Origin of the sequence: Anaeromassilibacillus sp. An172, from assembly GCF_002160515.1 — a bacterium.
Taxonomy (GTDB): Bacteria; Bacillota; Clostridia; order Oscillospirales; family Acutalibacteraceae; genus Limousia; species Limousia pullorum.
On the sequence record NZ_NFKS01000025.1, the window covers coordinates 22,969 to 44,447 of the forward strand.

Annotated in this window: 14 protein-coding genes and 1 pseudogene; all 15 read left to right on the forward strand. The window is 47.1% G+C overall.

The genetic code is table 11. The features are described 5' to 3' along the window. The first annotated feature begins 318 nt into the window (after positions 1-318). Positions 319-4,233 (forward strand): NEAT domain-containing protein, encoded by a 3,915-nt coding sequence (locus B5F08_RS10780; protein ID WP_158096288.1) that lies wholly within the window; start codon positions 319-321, stop codon positions 4,231-4,233. 3 nt (positions 4,234-4,236) lie between these two features. Beyond that, a complete protein-coding gene (locus B5F08_RS10785) occupies positions 4,237-5,166 on the forward strand; it encodes a heme-binding Shp domain-containing protein (protein WP_087379170.1) in 930 nt (309 codons plus the stop codon). 15 nt (positions 5,167-5,181) lie between these two features. Next, positions 5,182-6,072, forward strand: coding sequence for a heme ABC transporter substrate-binding protein IsdE (gene isdE / locus B5F08_RS10790; protein WP_087379173.1), 891 nt, complete (start codon positions 5,182-5,184; stop codon positions 6,070-6,072). 1,230 nt (positions 6,073-7,302) lie between these two features. After that, complete coding sequence (locus tag B5F08_RS10795) at positions 7,303-10,890, forward strand: NEAT domain-containing protein (protein WP_158096289.1); 3,588 nt, start codon at positions 7,303-7,305, stop codon at positions 10,888-10,890. Positions 10,891-10,984: 94 nt separating this feature from the next. Then, complete coding sequence (locus B5F08_RS10800) at positions 10,985-11,977, forward strand: FecCD family ABC transporter permease (RefSeq protein WP_087379179.1); 993 nt, start codon at positions 10,985-10,987, stop codon at positions 11,975-11,977. Beyond that, on the forward strand, positions 11,967-12,743 hold the full coding sequence (locus B5F08_RS10805; protein WP_087379182.1) for an ABC transporter ATP-binding protein: 777 nt from the start codon (positions 11,967-11,969) through the stop codon (positions 12,741-12,743). The genes B5F08_RS10800 and B5F08_RS10805 overlap by 11 nt, the downstream gene beginning before the upstream one ends. A gap of 39 nt (positions 12,744-12,782) precedes the next feature. Further along, entirely contained in the window at positions 12,783-13,166 is a 384-nt protein-coding gene (locus B5F08_RS10810) for a metal-dependent transcriptional regulator (protein WP_087379185.1), read from the forward strand. Positions 13,167-13,285: 119 nt separating this feature from the next. Further along, entirely contained in the window at positions 13,286-15,025 is a 1,740-nt protein-coding gene (locus tag B5F08_RS10815; RefSeq protein WP_087379209.1) for an ABC transporter ATP-binding protein/permease, read from the forward strand. After that, entirely contained in the window at positions 15,022-16,680 is a 1,659-nt protein-coding gene (cydC, locus tag B5F08_RS10820) for a thiol reductant ABC exporter subunit CydC (protein WP_087379188.1), read from the forward strand. Before B5F08_RS10815 ends, cydC begins: the two co-directional genes overlap by 4 nt. Next, positions 16,680-17,021, forward strand: coding sequence for a nitrous oxide-stimulated promoter family protein (locus B5F08_RS10825; RefSeq protein ID WP_087379191.1), 342 nt, complete (start codon positions 16,680-16,682; stop codon positions 17,019-17,021). The genes cydC and B5F08_RS10825 overlap by 1 nt, the downstream gene beginning before the upstream one ends. Then, complete coding sequence (locus B5F08_RS10830) at positions 17,018-17,407, forward strand: YbaN family protein (RefSeq protein WP_055141775.1); 390 nt, start codon at positions 17,018-17,020, stop codon at positions 17,405-17,407. Before B5F08_RS10825 ends, B5F08_RS10830 begins: the two co-directional genes overlap by 4 nt. Positions 17,408-17,666: 259 nt before the next feature. After that, positions 17,667-18,077 (forward strand): sigma factor-like helix-turn-helix DNA-binding protein, encoded by a 411-nt coding sequence (locus tag B5F08_RS10835; RefSeq protein WP_087379194.1) that lies wholly within the window; start codon positions 17,667-17,669, stop codon positions 18,075-18,077. A 571-nt stretch (positions 18,078-18,648) separates the two neighbouring features. Further along, on the forward strand, positions 18,649-20,274 hold the full coding sequence (locus B5F08_RS10845) for an ATP-dependent DNA helicase (protein WP_242968433.1): 1,626 nt from the start codon (positions 18,649-18,651) through the stop codon (positions 20,272-20,274). After that, on the forward strand, positions 20,220-21,149 hold the full coding sequence (locus B5F08_RS10850) for a recombinase family protein (RefSeq protein ID WP_242968435.1): 930 nt from the start codon (positions 20,220-20,222) through the stop codon (positions 21,147-21,149). The genes B5F08_RS10845 and B5F08_RS10850 overlap by 55 nt, the downstream gene beginning before the upstream one ends. Positions 21,150-21,187: 38 nt before the next feature. Continuing rightward, positions 21,188-21,352: pseudogene (locus B5F08_RS13560) on the forward strand (recombinase family protein); the annotation flags it as partial. Between the last annotated feature and the right edge of the window lie 127 nt (positions 21,353-21,479).

Below are 21,479 nucleotides of genomic sequence, written 5' to 3' on the forward strand. Positions count from 1 at the left end.
GAGGCCGGACAGAAAAGTAACAGCAGAGCAGAGCCAAAAGCAATATGACAACAACGATCCCCTCCTAAAAACTCCGAAAGGAGCAATTTTTTAGGAGGTTGGTTAGCATAACCTAACTCAGGCGAATAACCTTTTGCCTCTGCCCGTTTATATCAGGGAAACAAGCGTGTTAACTTGTTCTCTTGACCAGAACATCGCAAAAGGAGGAGTGGTGCGCGATATCTTTTATGATGCCGTAGGAACGGCATTATTTTTCACCAAGCGGTTAGATTATGCTAACCGAAACATTGTTTTTATAAATGAATGGAGGTAGACACAATGACAACAACGAAACAGTCATGGCTTAAACGAAGTTTGGCTGTGCTATTGGCTGTGATGATGGTCATGAGCGCAGGAATTGCCAACGTCTTTGCGGCGGAAAAAACGACTTTAGAACAGCTACAAGATTTGATTGCTTACGCAGACACTCTTGAAGAGTCAAATTATACGCCGGAAAGCTGGAAGACATTTAAGGAAGCCCGAGACACGATCATAGATCCGACACAGATTCCAGAACGATTTCAACAAATGGCTCTGGAAAAACTGCAGGGTGCGATTGATCAACTTGTTCCTGTGGAACAAACTGATTTGGAGAAACTACAATCTCTTTTGCAAAAGATTGATTCTATGGATTCATCACTTTACACAGAAGAAAGTTGGAACAAATTGATGGACGCCAGAAAACAAATTGTGGATCCAACTCAAATTCCTGATAGATTTCTGGCTAATACCATTAGTATGCTGCAGTCTCTTGTGGATGGATTGGTTTTGAAAGAAGGTCAGACAACTCAATTTGATATAACCGTCAGTGAAATGCAAAACGGCGTCGTTTCTACTGATGTAGACAAAGCTGCAGAGGGAGCCATTGTTACAATAACGGTTACCCCCGAGCCGGGTTTTGAGTTGAAATCCATTACAGTTATGGATGAATCAAGCAAAGCAGTAGAAGTGAATGACAATAAGTTTAAAATGCCTGCTTCCAATGTTTTTATTACCGCTGAATTTTCTAAAAAAGAAATCGTTTTGGAAGACGGAACCTATATGGCGCATTTTTCAGGAATGGACGGTTATATCTACACCCGTCTTTCTGAAAATATAAAAATTCTTGCTGATGACGGAGAATACACCCTTACTTTCTACTTATCGCCAGGGGACACATGGCTCTTCGAAGGAGATATGTATAGCAACAAGCAATATATGCAGTACGGCTGGCAGGATTATCGCGCCATCCTTTTTGAAGCGATGAAGCCGGGAGCGTCTGAAACAGAACAATTATCCGAGATCGGTTATGCACAGAAAAATTTAGTTGACGGCTATGATCTGGCGGGCAGCGGCTTTACTGATGCCAAAAAAGAAAAGGTTTCTGCGGACAATAATGAGCTTTTTTATGACACAACTTATCAGAAGCTTGAAAATGGAAAAATAGCTTTTTCCGTTACGGTAGACAGCCTGAGTGAAGAATTGTTTGTCAATCTTCTCTATGAGCGGGATGAACACGCTTATGAGTCTGACGAATTTGACACAGGATACTATTCTTCCTGGGGCACGATTTCCATTGATTTTTCCGGAGCACAGAAGCTGCCGGATGCTTTAGATGAAGTAGAGCAGACGGTTTCATTCAATTACGACACGATGAACACGACGATGGCGGCTGCTTTCCGTACTACGTCCGCAAAAACGGCGTTCAAAGATGGGAAACTGTACGTCACCTATGACATCACGCCCAACGGAATTGTTTCCTGGGTTGACGGTGGACAAAGCACAGAAATTCTGGATGAGAATTACCAGCCCATCACTTTGCAAAACGAAACCCTGACGCTGGAATACAGCAGTTTGGATGAATTGGTTGCTGGAAAAACCATCCGGGCAAAAACATTGGCCATTGATGATTACAGAGGCTTAGTTTACCGGTACGCCGAAGCAACACTTATCCCTTATACGGCTGTAACGCCTGTTACACTGACTGATGATACTACCGGAATCAAGCTTCATACCAGTTCCAAATATGTTTCGGAGAACGCACAGCTTCATATCAATCTTGTTACAGACACTGGAAGTTCAAATGTAGACAAAAATCCCTGGGCGAACATGGAAAGCCATGTGCAGAGCTATAACCTGATGACTTTCTTTAACTTCCAGGTTACGGACGGGGAAGAAACCGTTTCTGATTTCGGCAGTTCGCCTATCCTTGAAATTCCGATTCAAGAAGGCATGAACAAAAATAATATGCGGACTTTCTATAATGAATATTTTCAGGAAGGCGGGCAAAACGGTTTCCGATATGGATGGTTCAACAAAAACGGCATAGTATTGGGGGATATCTATTCCCTGATAGTGGATGCAGATTATATGTCTGGAAACCTTGCTGTCTATGATGAAAAGCTGGCGGATACCGATGGCTCTGATTTGAAAGACGGAACCTATACTGTGCCGATCACCACATTTAACGAATCCAAGCCGGATGAAACATCCATGTCTGCAAGCTGCCTGGGCGGTGAGGCTACCCTGGTCGTTAAAGATGGGGTGAAGCGTTTAGAACTGAATTTCGATCCCGTTAATATTGGCTCCGATAAGGGCTATATGATCCAGATGTGGTACTACAACCAGGAGGGTGAATTGGAAGAACTCACCTATACCTCCTACTACAAGAACTCGGACGGCAGCTATTATACCGATTCATTCAACGAAGGAACTACGGATTATTACCCAAGTGAGGGATATATGATTCTGCCGACTGACGACGCTCAATTTATGACGAAATTCCGTGTATCCGCTATGGACGCCATCATGGCCGGCGGTGATGCGACCCGAGACGCCATCTTTACCATTTACTATGATGATGCGGTTAAAGTATCAGATGAGACTCCGGATGCTGATCCGGAAGAAGTGATCGACCGGGAAACAGCTGATAAAACAGAACTCAATCAAATGCTCGAAGAAGCAAACGCCAAACTGGAGCAGGCTGAGCTTTATACCGATTCCTCTGTCCTTACACTGCAAAACGCCGTAAACAGTGCGGAAATGGTTGCGGTCAATGACCGTTCCGGCCAGGAAGAGGTAGATGCAGAAGTTGAAAAACTTCGAGAAGCTATTGAAGGGTTGACTTTGAAAGACACCGGAGATTGGGACATTAACAATTTGCCGGATGGAAAGTACACCCTCTACGCCCAGATGATAAAAACTGACCGGGAAAACTTCTCTATGTCGAACAACGCCATTAACCACAATGTTTGGCTGGAGGTCATTGACGGGGAATATTATCTGACCATGCAGTTCAAAGGCTTGACCATCGAGAACAAATTTGGTTATCTGATGAATCTTTCCTACTATGATGCGGGCTATACATACAACAATTTTGGTATTCCGCAGGGCACACTGGTTCCGGCCGAAGTGCTGTCTACCCAGAAGAATGCAGACGGAACCGATGTGATCGACATTTACAACGATGCCGACCATCTGTATCCGGAAATGATCCGGCTGAAGCTGGTGGATAAGGCCGCCGGCGAATATGTACCTCTTCATGTGTTCGTCCCGATTATGGAAGCGATTTCCGATGGAACTGGGAGCCAGGATGTCCTGATGAAACTTGACTGGTCTTTGCTCAAGCTCGATGACGGAGAAATCAAGCCGGAAGAACCTGTAGAACAATCCCCGGCAGTCAACGTCACCGATTCTACAACCGGTATAAAGATCCAGGCTGATGAGGGTGTTTTCCCCGAAGGCGTGAAACTTGTAGTTACCCCAATCACCTCCGGCGCTGATTATGACAGAGCTGCTTCTATTTTGAGCGATGTAGGCAAGAAATTCCGCCTGTTTGAAATTCACTTTGAGCTGGATGGCGCTGACGTACAGCCCAACGGTATTGTCACCGTGTATTACCCCATTCCCGAAGGATACGATGCCGACAAAGTGGTTTTGTATCGAATCAATGAAGATGGAACAAAAACCCTGGTCAAGGGCACGGTCGAAAACGGTTTCTACAAAGTCATGACAAAGAGCTTCAGTACCTATGCGCTGGTGGAACAGGGCAGCACAATCACCGATGCTGAAAACAGTGCAAACGTCGGTAGCGATATCCCGCAGACAGGAGACAGTACAAATGTACTTCCCTTTGCGCTCCTCGCACTGGCTTCTGGCGGCATGATCGGCGTTCTGTGTATCAGCAGAAAGCGTAAATTTACAGAAGGAGAATAAAACATGAAAAACACCGCAACAAAAGCTTTAAGGGCACTTTGCGGTATGGTTGTAATGCTCGCCCTAATGGCGGGCATTACTTCTGTATCTGTGTTAGCCGCCTCTAACGGCATTTACACCGCAACTGCTACCTCTCATTACCGCCATCCTACTACCGGTGTGATTGAAGACTCCGGCGGCGAAGGTTCTGCCGTACTGGGTCAGTCCATGACAGACAGCGCCCTTAACAAAAGCGCATTGGTAGAGGTGGATGCTAACGGAAATACTTGGGTTACGATTCGTTTGAATTTGATGGATAACATCCAGTCTCCAAAGTTTCAGGTGGATGGCAGTTCCGTGTCAGCAACCTTGATGCAGGAAGATTACAGCAACAATACAGCGGATTATCGTATGAAGGTCAACAGTGAAAATTCAATTATCCGCTGCAATATGTATGTTGTCCCTATGGGGCGTGAGGTTATCTTCTATATTACCGTAGGAAATCTGAAATCCGGTTCCGGTGACTTTATAACCAGTATTACCGTTGAGGAACCGGAACTCACGCCGGAACCTACTCCGGAGCCGACGCCAGAACCGACACCTGAGCCAACTCCTGAACCTACACAGACTCCCTCTTCATCATCTCAAAGCACGGAATCTGAAAACTCAGCGCAGAACTCCTCAGAAACCCCGGACAGCAGCGCGGAGTCTTCTGAAGATCCTGAGTCTTCAGAATCGGAAGAATCTTCTGAACCCAGCGGGCTTGTTGAGTTCGATGAATCCGGCAATGAAGTAAGCGTGACTTCCGTAGAATCAGAGTCTGAAAGCAATGGTTTCGGAAGTGCGGTTCTTTGGTGGGTAATCGGCGGAATTGTTGTGATCGCCGCAGCAGGAGGCAGCGTATGGTATTTCTGCTTTGTGAGAAAGGGCAAAAATCCCTTTAAGAAAAAATAAAGGGAGGCACAGATCATGAAACTTAAAAAAATCTTTTCTCTTTGCCTTGCTGGGGCACTGATGCTGTCGGCCAGCGGGTGTGTGAACCAACATCCGGAACAGAACACAGATGATGTTTCGGATGAGGTGCGTATCGTTGCAACCTCGCCCGCCGCGGTGGATATCTGCGACCGGCTGGAACTTGACCTGGTGGGTGTTTGCTCGTCAACCCTCAGCACGATTCCCGAACGGTATCAGAATGTGACCACTGTCGGAACCGCCATGAGCCCGGATCTGGAAATCCTTAAATCGCTGAATCCGGACTATGTTCTTTCCCCCAACAGCCTGCAAAGCGATTTACAGCCTAAATATGCTTCTATTGGCGTCAATTCCCTGTTCCTGAATCTGCGTAGTGTGGAAGGTATGTACGCCTCGATTGAAGGTCTGGGCGAAAAGTTCGGACGCGAAGAACAGGCGCAGGCTCTGGTTGATGAATACGAGCAGTTCATGGAAGAATACCGCAGCCAAAACGAGGGGAAAGAATCCCCTACCGTACTGGTGCTTATGGGGCTTCCCGGCTCTTATATTGTGGCGACGGAAAGCAGTTATGTGGGCAACCTTGTGAAGCTGGCAGGCGGTATCAATGTGTACGGTGACGGTGACGGTCAGGAGTTTCTCACAGCCAATACCGAGGATATGAAAACGAAAGAACCGGATATCATTCTCAGGGCTGCTCATGCCTTGCCTGACGATGTGGTGGAAATGTTTAAGGATGAATTTGAAACCAACGATATCTGGAAACATTTCGAAGCCGTTCAGGAAGGGCGTGTTTATGATTTGCCCTATGAATTGTTCGGTATGAGCGCAAAGTTTAATTATCCCGATGCGCTGGAAGTACTGCAACCGCTGCTCTACGGCGAGGAATAATTCAGAATTATAAAAGGAGGAATGTTTGTAATGACAACAACAAAACAGTCGTGGTTCAAGCGGAGTTTGGCTGTGCTATTAGCCGTGATGATGGTCATGAGTATGGGCGTGACCAATGTGTTTGCGGCGGACTTTTCCACTAAGACTTCAAGCCTGATTGAAATAACGGTAAAGGAAACGACCGAGGTCGGTGCAACGATCCATATTAAAAACAATAAGGATTACGGAACGAACCAGATTGGTTTTTATAAGGTGCTGAAGAAGAGTGAACAGGGTTTTGAGAATGCACAGGCGCTTATTACTTCATTTGGAGATATCAATGACAGCACTACTATGATGGCAGCGTGTATTCCGGAGTTTTTGGCTGGACCGCCAACCTTTACCGCACAGACGGAAGCAACAAAAACGGTAAGTGATTTGGAAGCGGGGACCGAGTATGTTGTGTATGCAGCAATCGGCGACTATCATGCTATGGCGGCTTCCAATGATTATTCCGGTTGCAGCTTTGCAGCGGTGGAGTTTTCCACCAAGCAGTCAAACCTAATTGAAGTGACGGTGACGGAAACGACCGAGACTGGTGCGACGATCAATATTAAAAACAATAAAGATTACGGCACGAACCAAATTGGTTTTTATAAGGTGCTGAAGAAAAGTGACCAGGGCTTTGAGAATGCACAGGCGCTTATTACTTCCTTTGGAGATATCACTGACAGCACTACTATGATGGCAGCGTGTATTCCGGAGTTTTTGGCTGGACCGCCAACTTTTACCGCACAGACGGAAGCGACGAAGACGGTGAGCGATCTGGAGGCCGGGACTGAGTATGTTGTGTATGCGGCGATCGGCGATTATTACGCTATGGCTGCTTCCAATGATTATTCCGATTGTAGCTTTGCAGCGGTGGAGTTTACTACGAAGACAAGTGGTGAAGGCGAAACACCTACACCGCCAGATCAAGAGAATGTAGTTGTTGAGCTATCCTATCAAGAAAGCGGCAAAGAAGAAATAACAAAAGTTTTATACGAGAAATTTGAAGATGCGACCACTGCCTTAAATGGGCTTAGCGATTGCAGCGACATCAAGCTCACACTTCTAAAAGATACAACCATTCAACCGACAAAAGCCTATGGTTACGCGGCAGTCATACAAAAAAGCTGCACGTTGGATTTAAATGGTAAAGTATTGACGGCGTATTCTGATATTGTAGGGTCAATGACTGGCGGCCTTTTGGTGGAAGGCGAGGTTCACTTTGTACTTACCGATTCTTCGGAAGATCGCAGTGGTATGATACTTTCGAAATCGGGTTCTGCCGCTATGATTTCAGGACTGGAAATCGGGTCCCGATTTGACAGTGACGTGTATGAAAAATTACCAGGTGAAATCACTTTTGAAATGGATTCCGCTGTGGTAAAAGATATCAATTATGACCAGCCGAAGGCTGTTAAGTCCTGTTTGTACTTGGGCAATTCCTGCACATCGGCTGAACTCAATGATTCTGTTGTATATGGTGATGTGACTGCAAGCTGCGCCTCGCTGACCCTGACTCATTCGAGAATAGAGTCGAATACAGAAGGACAGAGGACGCTCACCTTTAGAGGTGAGCTTATCATGAATGAAAGCGTGATAGCCAACACCTATGACGGTTCTGCGGAGAGTTGTACTGTTTCGTATTACAGGGGTGCAAATGATATTGTAGAAGCTGGAACAATACTCAGTCTAACTAACAGTACAATTTCCGCAGGAAGCGGTACAGCCTTAAATCTGGGAATGAATCAAAAGCTAAAGTACACTGTGGAATTAAATGAAGGCGCACATATACTTTCTGACAGTGGAATTGGTATTTATGTCGATTCTCAAATGGTAGATCCGTCTTGGTATGACGAAGAAAATCCCGCCCCTCATGCAGCAATTCATCTTTATGCCGGCTCGGTTGTTTCTGGTACTTCTGCAATAGAAGTTGTAGATACAAAGAACTACAAACTAAGTGATGTTACTAAGGTGATAAAGATCAAAATGGATGATGGCGCATTCTTGGGGTATGACAATGTGCCGGTTTTGCCCAACAGTTCTGTAATGACTTATCCTACCGGCATGGTACTGGATGTTGATAAGTCTAATCAAACAGGATTTGAGGAGTATTATACACTGAAGAACACCGCTGAAATGGATCAAATTATTGATAACATAACATTTGGATACCAGTATCTAGCAACCTTGAATGCTACAATCGAGGGAACCCGGAATCTCTATGCTGCTGGAAATGCGGACGACACTTATGACACGGTTCTCTGGAACGCATTCACCGAGGCCTACGAGGCAGCAATCGCTTTGATCGGCACAGATGATACTGCAGCGAACTTGAATGCAAATCAAAACGAAATTGATTACAGGGAACAACAGCTTAGTGCAGCCGCCTTGGCGCTGCAAGAGAGCGTGGATACTGTGGATCTGAGCAATCTGGCCAATGGAACCTATTCCATCGAAATACAGATGATGCATAGTAGAGATGACGGAAGCTTTTCTATGGCAAACGGTGCGGTGGAAAGAACTGCCACACTAACCATTGAGGATGGTAAACAGACACTGTCTGTTAATTTCAAACCGATGGAACTTGGCCCAATCAATGGCCATTTGCTGAAATTCTGGGTATATAACGCACCTACTCCGGATGAGGCAAGGAGCTTCAATCAAAGTTACATTCAAGATAACTATGTTGTACACAGCAACTATTACAATCAAGACGGAACGAACGATCCCATATACGATGCTGATGGAATGTATCCCGGAACAATAACATTTGAATTGCCCTATTTCGGGTCAACTGATGGATACAACAAGATTTATGGCAGAGTAAGTGTTGACGCAATGGCTAGTGATCAAAACGTAATTATGCTGCTACAATACCATACTCTGAAGGCTATTGAAGTTGAGGACACCCTCTCACTGGACATCGATAAAGTGGCATTGCTGACTGGTGAAACACATAATGTTAACGCCAAAGTGCTTGGCACAGACGGTTGGGTAATCACGGCAGAAAGCGAAAATTCTGATATTGTTGCTGCTTCGTGTGCAGAGGGCAAGATTACAATTAAGGCATTATCTGCTGGTACAACCAACATTACTGTTACTGCAAGTAAGGATGGTGAGACCAGTTTAACCAAGACAATCACTGTAACCGTTGCCCCTGAAGGCAGCGAAGCAGTGAAAGCGGAAACAACCGTGAACGGCAGTGCTGAAACAATTACTGTTTCCGGCGATTTCCTCACCAGCGGAGGATCCGACAATGTTGAAGTAAGCGGAAATACCGTTACGATTGACGCGGCATCCGCTGCATCCGGTATTACCTCCTCTAAGGTCATCATCCCGCAGGAGACCGCAAAGGCTCTGCTGGGTAAAACCGTGGTTGTGGAAACCAACACCGGCTCCATCACTCTGGACAGCGCCATGATTGCTCAGATTTCCAAAGTAAACGGCGGAGTAACATTAAGCATTTCCGAAGCATCGGTTCCTGTCGGACTCGGAACTTTCTCCTCTGCTTATGAACTGACCCTTGAGGATAAAAACGGCGATACAGTGGAATTCGGTGAAGGCAAAGCGACTGTAACGGTGATTTCCGAAGACGCAGTCAGCTATGCTTACTGCATTGCAAACGGCCAGCGTACAGAGCGCGTGGCAGTTTCCACCAGCGGAGATCAGGTAAGCTTCACCGTTTCCCACTTCTCCCTGTGGGCATTAAGCGACAGAGAATATGAAACCGGCGGAGAAGCAGGCGCCGGCTTCTTCTTGGAGGACGGCAACTACTATGTAGACATTGACCTTTGGAAATCAGATTCCAACGAAGCATCTATGGGCAATGTAGCTTTTAAGAACAACGACAAAGCTTTGATCACTGTGAAGAACGGAAAGATTACAAGAGTACAGATCGGAACCAATCCTGTTGATATTGATCCGTACCACAGCGCCATCATCAAGTTTGAGCTGGCGGACGGAACTCAGGTGAGCATTGACGCTACCGGCGATTTGACCACCCTCCCGGCGAACAAGGATTATACCTACATCAAGCTGGTAAGCTTCAACCTTCCTGATTCGGCTCAGCCGGATATCAGCGACGCTATCACCTATGTGCCTGTAAACTTCTATGTGCCCGATACACCGATGGATGCGGCGGTAGGAGAAACACTGACAGCAAGATTGCGCTTTACCTGGAGTACGGCAACGAAAACCGATGATACATCCCTGAAGGTGGATGATACTTCGGCGGCAGGCGACAGCGATATTACCGGAGAGGAAATCGTAGATGTGAACCTGACGGACGAAGCTACTGGGATCAAGCTGGAGACCAATTCCGGAATCCTTAGCGATAAAGCAGTTCTTTCAGTATCCAAACTGACACAGGGAGCTGACTACGATATTGCTCTGAAAGCGATGAACGGCGTAGAAGGCAGCTGGAGCCTTTACAAGATCATAACACTGGTAGAGGGCGTGGAAACGGCGCCGCTTGGCTCTGTGCTTCTGTACATCCCGTGCGGTGAGGACGGACTGACACTGTACCGTGTGAATGCGGACGGAAGCAAGACTCTGGTAAAAGGTGAAGTGCAAAACGGCTACTATGTAGTCCGCACCACCAGTCTGGGGCTGTTCGCTATGGTAGGCGAAGTGACAGGAGGCAGCAATGCCGGTCAGAACCAAAACGGAGATACAACAATTCCGCAGACGGGAGACAGTACAAATGTACTTCCTTTTGCACTCCTCGCGCTGGCTTCTGGCGGCATGATCGGCGTTCTGTTTATCAGCAGAAAGCGTAAGACAGTGAAATAAAAAAGACTGCATATTGCATGTAAAAAAGCAATGGCCGGGTTGCCGAAATTCGGCGCCCGGCTGTTTGCTTTATCACGAAAAGGAGGCCTGCTTTATGATAAGCAGAAGAAAAAAGATTTTCTCCTTTGGTATTACAGCGGTGCTGCTTGTCGGACTTTTTCTCTTTTCCGTCAATACCGGCAGCTTAAAGGTGACACCTCTGGAACTTTTCAAAGGACTGTTTGTTGCATACAACGAAAATGTGGCGCCCATATTCGATCTGCGTTTTCCCCGTATTTTTATCGCAATGTTCGGCGGAGCTGCCATGGCAGTTTCCGGCGTGCTTTTACAGGCTGTGATGAAAAATCCGCTGGCTGATCCGGGAATTATCGGTATCAGCTCAGGAGCCAGCCTTGTAGCGGTGCTGATTACCGCATTTTTCCCGGCGTTATACTTCTTTACGCCCCTGTTTGCGTTTTTGGGCGGTATGATCGCATTTTTACTGGTTTATTCTCTCTCCTGGAAGGGTGGGCTTTCCCCCCTGCGCATCATTTTGGTGGGCGTAGCAGTCAACGCCATGTTTACCGGACTGATGAGCGCGTTTAACTCCGGAACAGGAAGCAATTATTCGGGGGTTGCCAGCATCGTAAATGCAAATATCACCATGAAGACCTGGGATGATCTGCAAACTTTATTATTGTACGGCGTAGTAGGATTGATCGCTTCATTCTTCGTACTCGGTCAGTGCAATTTGCTGGCTCTGGAGGACAAGACAGCAAGAAGCCTCGGCGTCAATGTCAATAAAAGCCGTATCGTGATTTCGGTTATTGCAGTACTGTTGGCGGGCATTTCTACGGCGGTGATCGGTCCCATCAGCTTTTTAGGATTGATCGTACCCCATATTGCAAGGCTTTTGGTAGGAAGCAATCACAAGATATTGGTTCCTTATACAATCCTACTGGGCGCTTTTACTCTGCTTTTAGCGGATACGGTTGGGCGTACCATTGCAGCGCCTTATGAAATCAGCGCTTCGGTCATTATGTCCGTGGTAGGAGGCCCGTTCTTTATTATTCTGCTGAGGAGGTCGAGACAAAACTATGGCCAGTAATATTTTTACCGTAAAAAATCTCTCTTTTTCCTACGGAAAGCAGCAGGTGCTGAACGGATTGGACTTTTCTCTTCACGAGGGGAGAATTACCACACTGATCGGTGCAAACGGATGCGGAAAATCCACATTGTTTAACTTGATGACAAAAAACTTAAAGCCCGATCAGGGTGAAGTGTTTCTGAGAGAAGAAAATATCGCAAATTTGCGTTTAAAAGATTTTGCCAGAGAAGCGGCGATTGTCCATCAATACAATACGGCGCCGCCGGATCTTACGGTCGAAAAGCTTGTAAGCTATGGGCGAACGCCCTATCACACAATGGGGCTTTCATCGGATCCGCAAAAAGATGAAGAAAAAATACAGTGGGCGCTGGAAATCACCCATACAAGCAAGCACAAGGATAAACCGGTAACAGAGCTTTCCGGCGGGCAAAATCAGCGTGTGTGGATTGCCATGGCGCTGGCACAGGACACAAAGGTACTGTTTCTCGATGAACCGACCACCTATCTGGATGTCCGTTATCAGCTGCAGATTTTAAAACTCATTCAGAAGCTGAACCGGGAGTACGGTATTACCATCGTTATGGTTCTCCACGATATCAACCAGTCGCTGTATTACAGCGACGAAATCGTAGCGATGAAGGACGGACGAATTATTGCTCACGGTTTACCGGAGGAAATCATTTCAAAGGAACTTGTCAAAGAGGTATACGGCGTCGATCTGACCATTCAGTCAGTAGATGGAAAACCTTTTGTGATCCCGGTATAAGGGGTAACCCTGAATACATGGAAAGGAGGCATAAGCCGTATGAAACAAAGAAAAACGGTGGAGGATTATCTGAAAGCCGTATATTTGCTGAAAAAGCAAAACAGCTCCGTACGTGGTGCGGATATTGCAGCAGAGCTTCATGTGTCGCGTCCTACAGTTTCCGTTTCACTGAAAGAGTTGGAAAAAGAAGGCTATCTTTTCTTAGACAGTACGCGGGAAGTACATCTCACGGATAAGGGGCAAGCCGTTGCCAGAGAAACTTATGAGCGCCACCAGACATTCCAGTTTCTTTTAGAAGATCTGGGCGTGGATGGGAAAACTGCGGCGGAGGATGCCTGCCAAATGGAACATGCCGTGAGTCAGAAAAGTTATGAAGCGCTGAGAAAGTGGACGAACAGAAAGAAGGCGAGCGGCTGTGAATAATGCCATGCAATCCCTTTTTTACGGTTTTACATCAGTACTGCTTGTGATAGTGGTTGCCGCTCTGTGTATAGGCGTTAAGAAAGTGATGAAAAAAATAACAAAAGGCGGACGAAAATATGATGATCAATAAACGGCTCATCGGTACCGTTGCCGAGAGCAAAAAATACATAGCGGGAAATGTAATTTTACAGTGGTGTTCCCTTGCGGCGAATATCGCCCTGATGCTCAGTATTTCCCGGATGCTTGCAGAGCTTTTCAGGGGTTCGGCCTCGGCGCAGCTTTTAACAGTGACGGGAGGCGTTGTAATTCTGGCTCTGGCAGTACGGTTTTTCTGCTCCATCGGGGCCGCCAAAATGGGGTATTTCTCCTCCAAAGCAGTCAAAAAGACCTTGCGCGAGAAGATCTATCAAAAGCTTCTGCGGCTGGGAAACTCCTACAACGAGCAGGTGAAAACTTCGGAAGTGGTGCAGGTGGCAGTCGAAGGCGTGGATCAGTTGGAAACCTATTTCGGCGCATATCTGCCTCAGTTTTTTTATGCGATGCTGGCGCCGCTCACACTGTTTATCGTGCTGTGCTTTGTAAATATCCCGGCGGCGGTGGTATTGCTCATTTGTGTGCCGCTGATCCCCGTAGCTATTGCGGCGGTACAGACCTGGGCGAAAAAACTGCTCTCTAAATACTGGGGGCAGTACACGGAACTGGGCGACACTTTTCTTGAGAACTTACAGGGGCTCACCACCCTTAAAATCTATCAGGCGGATGAGTTTAAACAGCAGGAAATGAACGAGCAGGCGGAGAAATTCCGCAAAATCACCATGAAGGTGCTGACCATGCAGTTAAACTCCATCACCATTATGGACCTGATCGCTTACGGCGGCGCAGCGCTGGGCGTCATTATGGCGGTGACCCAGTACCAAAGCGGAGGCGTTTCCCTTGAGGGATGTCTGCTGATTATCCTGTTGGCGGCGGATTTCTTTATCCCCATGCGGCAGCTGGGCTCCTTTTTCCATATTGCCATGAACGGCATGGCGGCCAGCGACAAGATTTTCCGTCTGCTGGATTTGGAAGAAACAAAGCTTGAGATTACTGAAAGTTTCCCGTCGAAGCATACAATCCGCTGTTCCGGTCTCTCCTTCTCCTATGAGCCGGACCGGGAGATCCTACATAATGTTGACCTCGCTTTCCCTCAGGGCAGCTTTACGGCATTAGTGGGAGAAAGCGGCTGCGGCAAATCCACACTGGCATCGATCCTGATGGGAAGAAACAGAGGATATACCGGAACTGTTTCGGTGGGCGGCGTGCCCCTTTCCTCCATTCAGGAAGAAAGCCTTCTGCGGAATATTACCTATATCAGTCACCAGAGTTATCTGTTCAAGGGTACGGTGCGGGATAATTTGCTTATGGGAAAACCCGCCGTTTCTGATGAAGAACTGTGGGCCGTGCTTTCCAGAGTAAATCTCGCTGCGTTTTTGAAAGCGGAACAGGGGCTGGATACCCGGCTTTTGGAAAAAGCGTCCAATCTTTCGGGCGGGCAGTGCCAGCGGCTGGCCCTTGCAAGGGCACTTTTGCATGACAGCCCTGTCTATATTTTCGATGAAGCCACCTCCAACATTGATGTGGAGAGCGAAAATGATATTATGCGTCAGATCCATGAGCTGGCAAAAAGCAAAACGGTAATCCTCGTTTCCCACCGGCTTGCCAATGTAGTGGGCGCCGACCATATTTATGTGCTGGATCACGGAGCCGTTGCAGAAAGCGGTTCTCATGAAGAACTGCTTTCCCACCACGGTCTGTATGAACGGCTGTGGACCGCCCAGCAGACATTAGAGCAATTTGGAAAGGAGTGTGCAGGCGTATGAAAAAGCGAAGCGGATTTGCTGTTATGGCACGGCTGATCGGACTGGTAAAACCCCTGAGCGGTTACATGGTGCTGGCTGTTTTGATGGGACTCATCGGACATTTGTGCGCCGCCTTTATCACCATCTTCGGCGGATACGGCGTGCTGGCGGCCCTGCGTTTTGATATTCCGCTTACCCTGACGGCAGTTTTTGTTTCCGTTCTTGTTTTTGCGGTACTCCGTGGATTTCTGCGGTATGCGGAGCAGGCGTGCAACCACTTTATCGCATTTAAATTGCTGGCACTGCTGCGCGACCGGTTGTTCCGCGCGCTGAGAAAGCTCTGTCCGGCAAAGCTGGAAGGCCGGGACAAGGGGGATCTGATCTCGGTGATCACCTCCGATATTGAACTGCTGGAGGTGTTTTATGCTCATACCATCTCACCGGCTGCCATCGCGCTGTTGTTTACCATTGTCATGTGCCTGTTCATCGGCTCGTTTCACTGGATCCTTGGCGTGATTGCGCTGGCGGCCTATCTGATCGTGGGAATTGTCATTCCAATGGGGATATCCAGATACAGCGGGGACGACGGGCTGCGTTTCCGCACCAGATCCGGTGAGCTTTCGGGCTTTGTGCTGGACAGCCTGCGGGGGCTTTCCGAAATTCTCCAGTATGGGCAGGGGAAAAAACGCCTTGCTAGGATGAATGAAAAGACGGCTGAACTCTCCCGGGACGAAGAAAAAATGAAACGCACCGCCGGGCGAAATACAGCAGTTACCAATACGGTGGTGTTGGCGTTTGATCTTATCATGCTGTTTGTCTCGGCCTTGCTGTATCAAAGCGGCGCAGCGGAGTTTGACGGCGTTTTGATCCCTACGCTGGCGCTGTTTTCCTCCTTTGGCCCTGTGATCGCTCTGGCGGCGCTGGGCAGTACCCTGCAAAACACATTTGCGGCAGGCAACCGGGTATTGGGCATTCTGGACGAAACGCCGGTAGTAGAGGAAATCAACGGGAAACCGAAAATCACATTCTCCGGCGCAAAAGCGGAGCAGGTTTCCTTTTCTTACGGGAATGAAACGATTCTTTCGGATGTTTCGGTGACGATTCCGGAAAACGCCGTAGTAGGGATTGTGGGCCGGAGCGGAAGCGGAAAATCCACTCTGTTAAAGCTTCTGATGCGGTTCTGGAAGGTGCAGAAAGGCAGCGTGACCCTTTCCGGCCGATCGGTGGAAGCGATCAATACCCAAAACCTGCGGGAACTGGAAAGCTTTGTCACCCAGGAAACCCAGCTGTTCCACGACAGCATCAAAAACAACCTGCGGATTGCCAAGCTGACAGCCACCGACGAAGAGATCGAAACTGCCTGTAAAAAGGCTTCCGTCCACGATTTTATTATGACGCTTCCAAAAGGCTACGACACGCCGGTAGGCGAATTGGGCGATACCCTTTCCGGCGGCGAGCGTCAGCGGCTGGGACTGGCAAGAGCATTTTTGCACGACGCGCCCTTTATGTTGTTGGATGAGCCTACCAGCAATCTGGACAGCTTAAACGAAGCGGTGATCTTAAAATCCCTGCGGGAAGAGAGGGCGGGCAAAACCGTGGTGCTGGTCTCTCACCGGCAGTCCACCATGCGAATTGCCGATACCGTTTATTCGGTGGAACACGGGAGGATGAGCTGATGAAAAGCACAGCCGATAAACGCGAACGGGAAAAGCGGATGGTGTCGGAGATGATTGCCCTGTACTGCCGGAAAAAACATCATACTAAAACCGGCCTTTGTCCCGAATGCGCAGAGCTTGAAGCCTATGCCAGGATGAGGAGCGATAAGTGCCCGTTTATGGAGACCAAAACCTTCTGCTCCAACTGCAAAGTGCATTGCTACAAACCGGTTATGCGGGAGAAAATCCGGGAAGTTATGCGTTTTTCGGGGCCGAGAATGTTGTTTTCCCATCCGGTGATGGCTATTTCCCATGTAATAGAATCGAAAAAAGAGAAAAAACGACTGGATGAATCAAGGTGAAAATAAAGAAGCTTTTATATGTGATTTTAGGCTGTATCGGCTTGGCTCTCGGAGCCGTGGGGGCTGTATTGCCGCTTCTTCCGGCCTTTCCGTTTTTGCTTTTGGCGGCGTTTTGCTTTGCCAAAAGCTCCGAAAAACTGCACCGTTGGTTTACGGGAACAAAGCTGTATAAAAACAATCTGGAAAGCTATGTAAAAGGACAGGGCATGACGTGGAAGACCAAGATCCGGATCATGATTACGGTGACGGTTCTAATGTCGATCGGCTTTATTATGATGCATGCTGTTCCGGTGGGAAGGATCGTTCTGGCTTGTGTTTGGGTATTCCATATCCTTTACTTTGTTTTCCGGGTAAAGACCATTAAACAAACCAATGGTAATCGCTAACATATGAAATGACTTATCCTGAAGGAGGTTAAGAAAGGAAAGCAAAATAAAACTCCTCCAATTAGGGGAGTTTTACCGTGTTTCATTTAGAGATATCGGGTATATATAATTTATGTACAGTAAGCGCTTTTGTCTACGGACAATTACGCTTTTTTTATTTTCCATCGAGTAAGTTCTGGCTGATAACCCATAGCGGTCGGTCGCCGCCCCCGACAATCTGAATTTTCAAAAAATTTCAGATTGATCGGAGGAAATAACTATGGCTTACAACAAAGCCAAAGCGGAAAAAGAATGGCTCCGCTGGAAAGAAGCAGAAGAAAAGAAACTAAGAGAACTCGGCGTGGATGAGGAAACCATCCAGCGCCTGCATACATACGACTGGGCTCAGTTTAATAAGGAACGCCAATACCTACAGCGACAGGTGGATTGGTCTCCCTATGCAGATTGGGTTTCAGCACAGGATCTGGAACTACCCGTTGAGGATACCGAATCCTTGCTGGATAGTATCGAGGACATGGAACTTTTTTCTTTGTTACATACTGTGGACAAGCTTACCCTCGAAATTCTCTTTATGAAAATGGATGGATACAGCAGCAAAGAAATAGCGTCTGCTTTTGGAATGGATGAGTACGCTGTAAATATGCGAATTTACCGCCTACGAAAAAAATAAAAAAATATTTATGACCTGCGTTATATTCTGCCTCTTTTCATGGGCTATTGGGCGAACGGGGAAAAAGAAACGTTCACCTTGTAGCTTGAAAAGAGAATACCAGCCATGCGGGTACATTCCCGTCTGAGTGAGCGACGCACGAAAAAGCGCCATGACGAGCTGCACATAAGCCGCCTCCCATTTATTCGTGGGACGGTGGTTTGTGTTGTTGGTTTTGAACGATGCATTTTGACCGGAAAGAGGGAGTAGTTTCCCTTTTCGCCACGACCTTGGGCGAGGTATTATGATACGCATTATCGTTTGCCCACACGTCAGATGGGTTGGTCGACCTTGGGTTGTAATCAGCAAGACCTTTGGGGAACCAGTGAACGGTTTGTAAACTGCAAGCCTGCCCGTATGGTTCCCAAGGTTGCCGGGGGGCGAGCAGCGAATACGGCACATCAAAATCAAACCTTTTAATTTTTTCAGATTGCCGTTGACGGCGAATCCGTGCGGCGCAGTTTAAAAGCTGCGCCGCATTAGTTTGCCGCCAACACATACGAGCAAACTGCTCAAAGGAGAATGTGCCGAAATGAATAAGCCTACTTTGAAAGAGCAGGCCCACGGAGAGATTGAAAAGATTTTCAGAATTCTTTTGCCTCAAAATGGTTTGGCGGTTCGGGAAGAACAAATCACCCTCTGTCACACCATGCTGGATACCCTGCTCAAAAACAATATCGCTCTGTGTGACGCAGGCGTTGGGATCGGTAAAACCTATGCTTACCTGACCGCCTGCATTTTACTGAAAAAGTTTGCCCCGCATGGACCTGCAGGTTCTCAGCCGGTGGTGATTTCTACCTCCAGCGTTGCCTTACAGGACGCTGTCATCGGAGAATACATTCCCTTTTTATCCCGGATTTTTCTGGAAAATCGTGTTATTTCCAAACCCATCCGAGCCATCGTGCGAAAAGGAAAAGAGCGTTTTGTCTGTGACGCCCGACTATCTCAAAGGTTGGAAGCGGTCAAAGATAAGAATAAGAATGCGGAACAGCTCAAAGCATTGCTTTCCCTTCGCACTTATTATGATTTGGACTCCGTAACTGGCCTCAGTGGATTTGACCGGCGGCAGGTGTGCGTCCCCAAAGTTTGCGAGAAAACTTGCCCTTTGCGAAGCGCCTGCCGGTATCATCAATATCTGAAGGAAGCCAGAAGTGCGGAGATTTTCGTCCAGATCTGCAATCACAATTACTTATTGGCAGACGCCGCACACCGTTTGCAGGAACTTCGTCCCCTTTTAAACGACTATCGGGCTTTGGTAATCGATGAAGCTCACAAGCTACCGGACGCAGCTCGGCAAATGTATGGGCGAAGCCTTTCAGCAGAGGATTTCAGTGAGCTCTGCACTCTGCTGGCAAAAGAAAAATATGTTCTCGCAGCCCAGCGGCTGAAAGAAAAGTTTACTGCCCTTATGGGTGCTATGTGCCGGGGCGAACTGCTGGAAGAAGCGCAGCGTACCGCATTCGTATTAACACCGGATCGGGAAGCTGCCCTTCGGGATTGTCTCTCCTTTCTTCGGCAGCTCCAAAAACAGCTTGCACCTCACCTCCCACGGTGGATACTTTACCGGCTGGGAACAACAGAGCAAACTCTCAACCTGTTTTTTACCGGCGACCGTAAATACATTCTTTATATTCAGTATGACAGGGACGGAAGTCCCAGCCTGTGCGCCGCCAGCCGGGAAATGCCGGAACAGCTGCGCCACGCACTGTGGTTGAAGGAAACGCCAGCGATTCTGACCTCCGGTACCCTTATGGCCGGGGGCAGTTTTGACAGAACCCGCCAGCTCATGGGTTTGTCCGCAAACAAGCGGCTGGATGATTATATTGCGGTTTCTCCCTTCAATTATAAAGAAAACTGTCTCCTCTACATTCCCGATGATATGCCAAAGGCGCAAATGGGCAGCGAAAAAGAAGCCAAGTGTCTGGCAGAGCAGATCTGCCGCTTAGTGAAAGCCACTCATGGCCACACTCTGGTGCTTTTTACTTCCTACTCCCTGATGGGCGCTGTTTATACGGATACTATCTGGATGAGAAAGGGACACTCATTGTACAACAGGAAGAAGCTAAAATTGTTCAAAGAATATTCGGCGACTTCCTCTCCGGAATGGGAATACAGGAAATCGCTGCAGAACTGCAAAAAGAACATATTCCAAAGTTAAATGGAGAACCCGTTTGGAGTTATACAGGTATTCTCTATATCCTTACAAACGAACGATACATAGGAGATGAACTGTTTCAAAAACGATACACAACAGATACTCTGCCTTTTCAAAAAAAGATAAATCGTGGACAGAAAAAGCAGTATTACGCCGAAGATACCCATGATCCAATTATCAGCAGAGAGGTATTCCGAAAAGCACAAGAATTATTAAAGCGAAAATCAGAGCGACATGGACATCAAAATAATGGACAGTATCCTTTTACAAGTTTAATCGTCTGTGATGAGTGCGGGACAAATTTCTGTAGACGAATTGCGAAAAACCAACGTGTTTTGTGGACCTGTCGCAAGCATTTTAAAGGGAAACATCTGTGCAGCATGGAGAGCCTAAATGAAACTGAAATACAACGGTGTTTCCTTACTTTATATAAAAAGCTGGCTGAAAATCGTCAAGAAATCCTTGGAAGCTATCTCCGCCAGCTTGAAGAACTAAAAGATAAGGATTTTATGGCCCATCCTGATGCCATGGAATTAAATAGACAGATTGCTGGATTATTAGAGCAGAATCACACTCTACACCGCTTGCGGGCAAAAGAGTGCATTGATTCTGCTTTTTTTATAGCTCAATCCAATGAATTAGGCCAAAAGATATCCAATTTAAAAGCCGAACTTAAACAATATCGTAATTTAAACGAGTATGCGGATTTTATTGATAACACCCGCCTGATTTTAACGATATTAGACTCCCCGATGCCGGCTTTTAGCGCATCAGTGTTCCGAAATATAGTGAGCCGTATTACGGTGACACATGAAACATTGAGATTTCAGCTTGTCAATGGATTGGAGTTGGAAGAAGAAAGGATAAGCGGAGGTTAATCATGAAGAAAAAAAGATACTTGCCTTTTGGATATCAGATGAATGAAGGAAATATTATACCGGACATACTGGAATCTTCTGCTGTGCAGTCAATTTTTGAAAATTATCGAAACGGCGCATCGCTGCAGACGCTTGCCAAACAAATGCAGCAATCTGGTTTAAAGTACCGAGAAAATGCGGTTTGGAATAAGGCGATGATCGCCAGAATATTAGACTGCGAATATTGTATTTCAAAACAGCAAAAATGGTGTTACAAAGCTTTCTGGCAACAGCACCAACAGCAGTAAGATGATGCTTGCCCTCGGATCGCTTTTTTTGATAAAAAGCCGA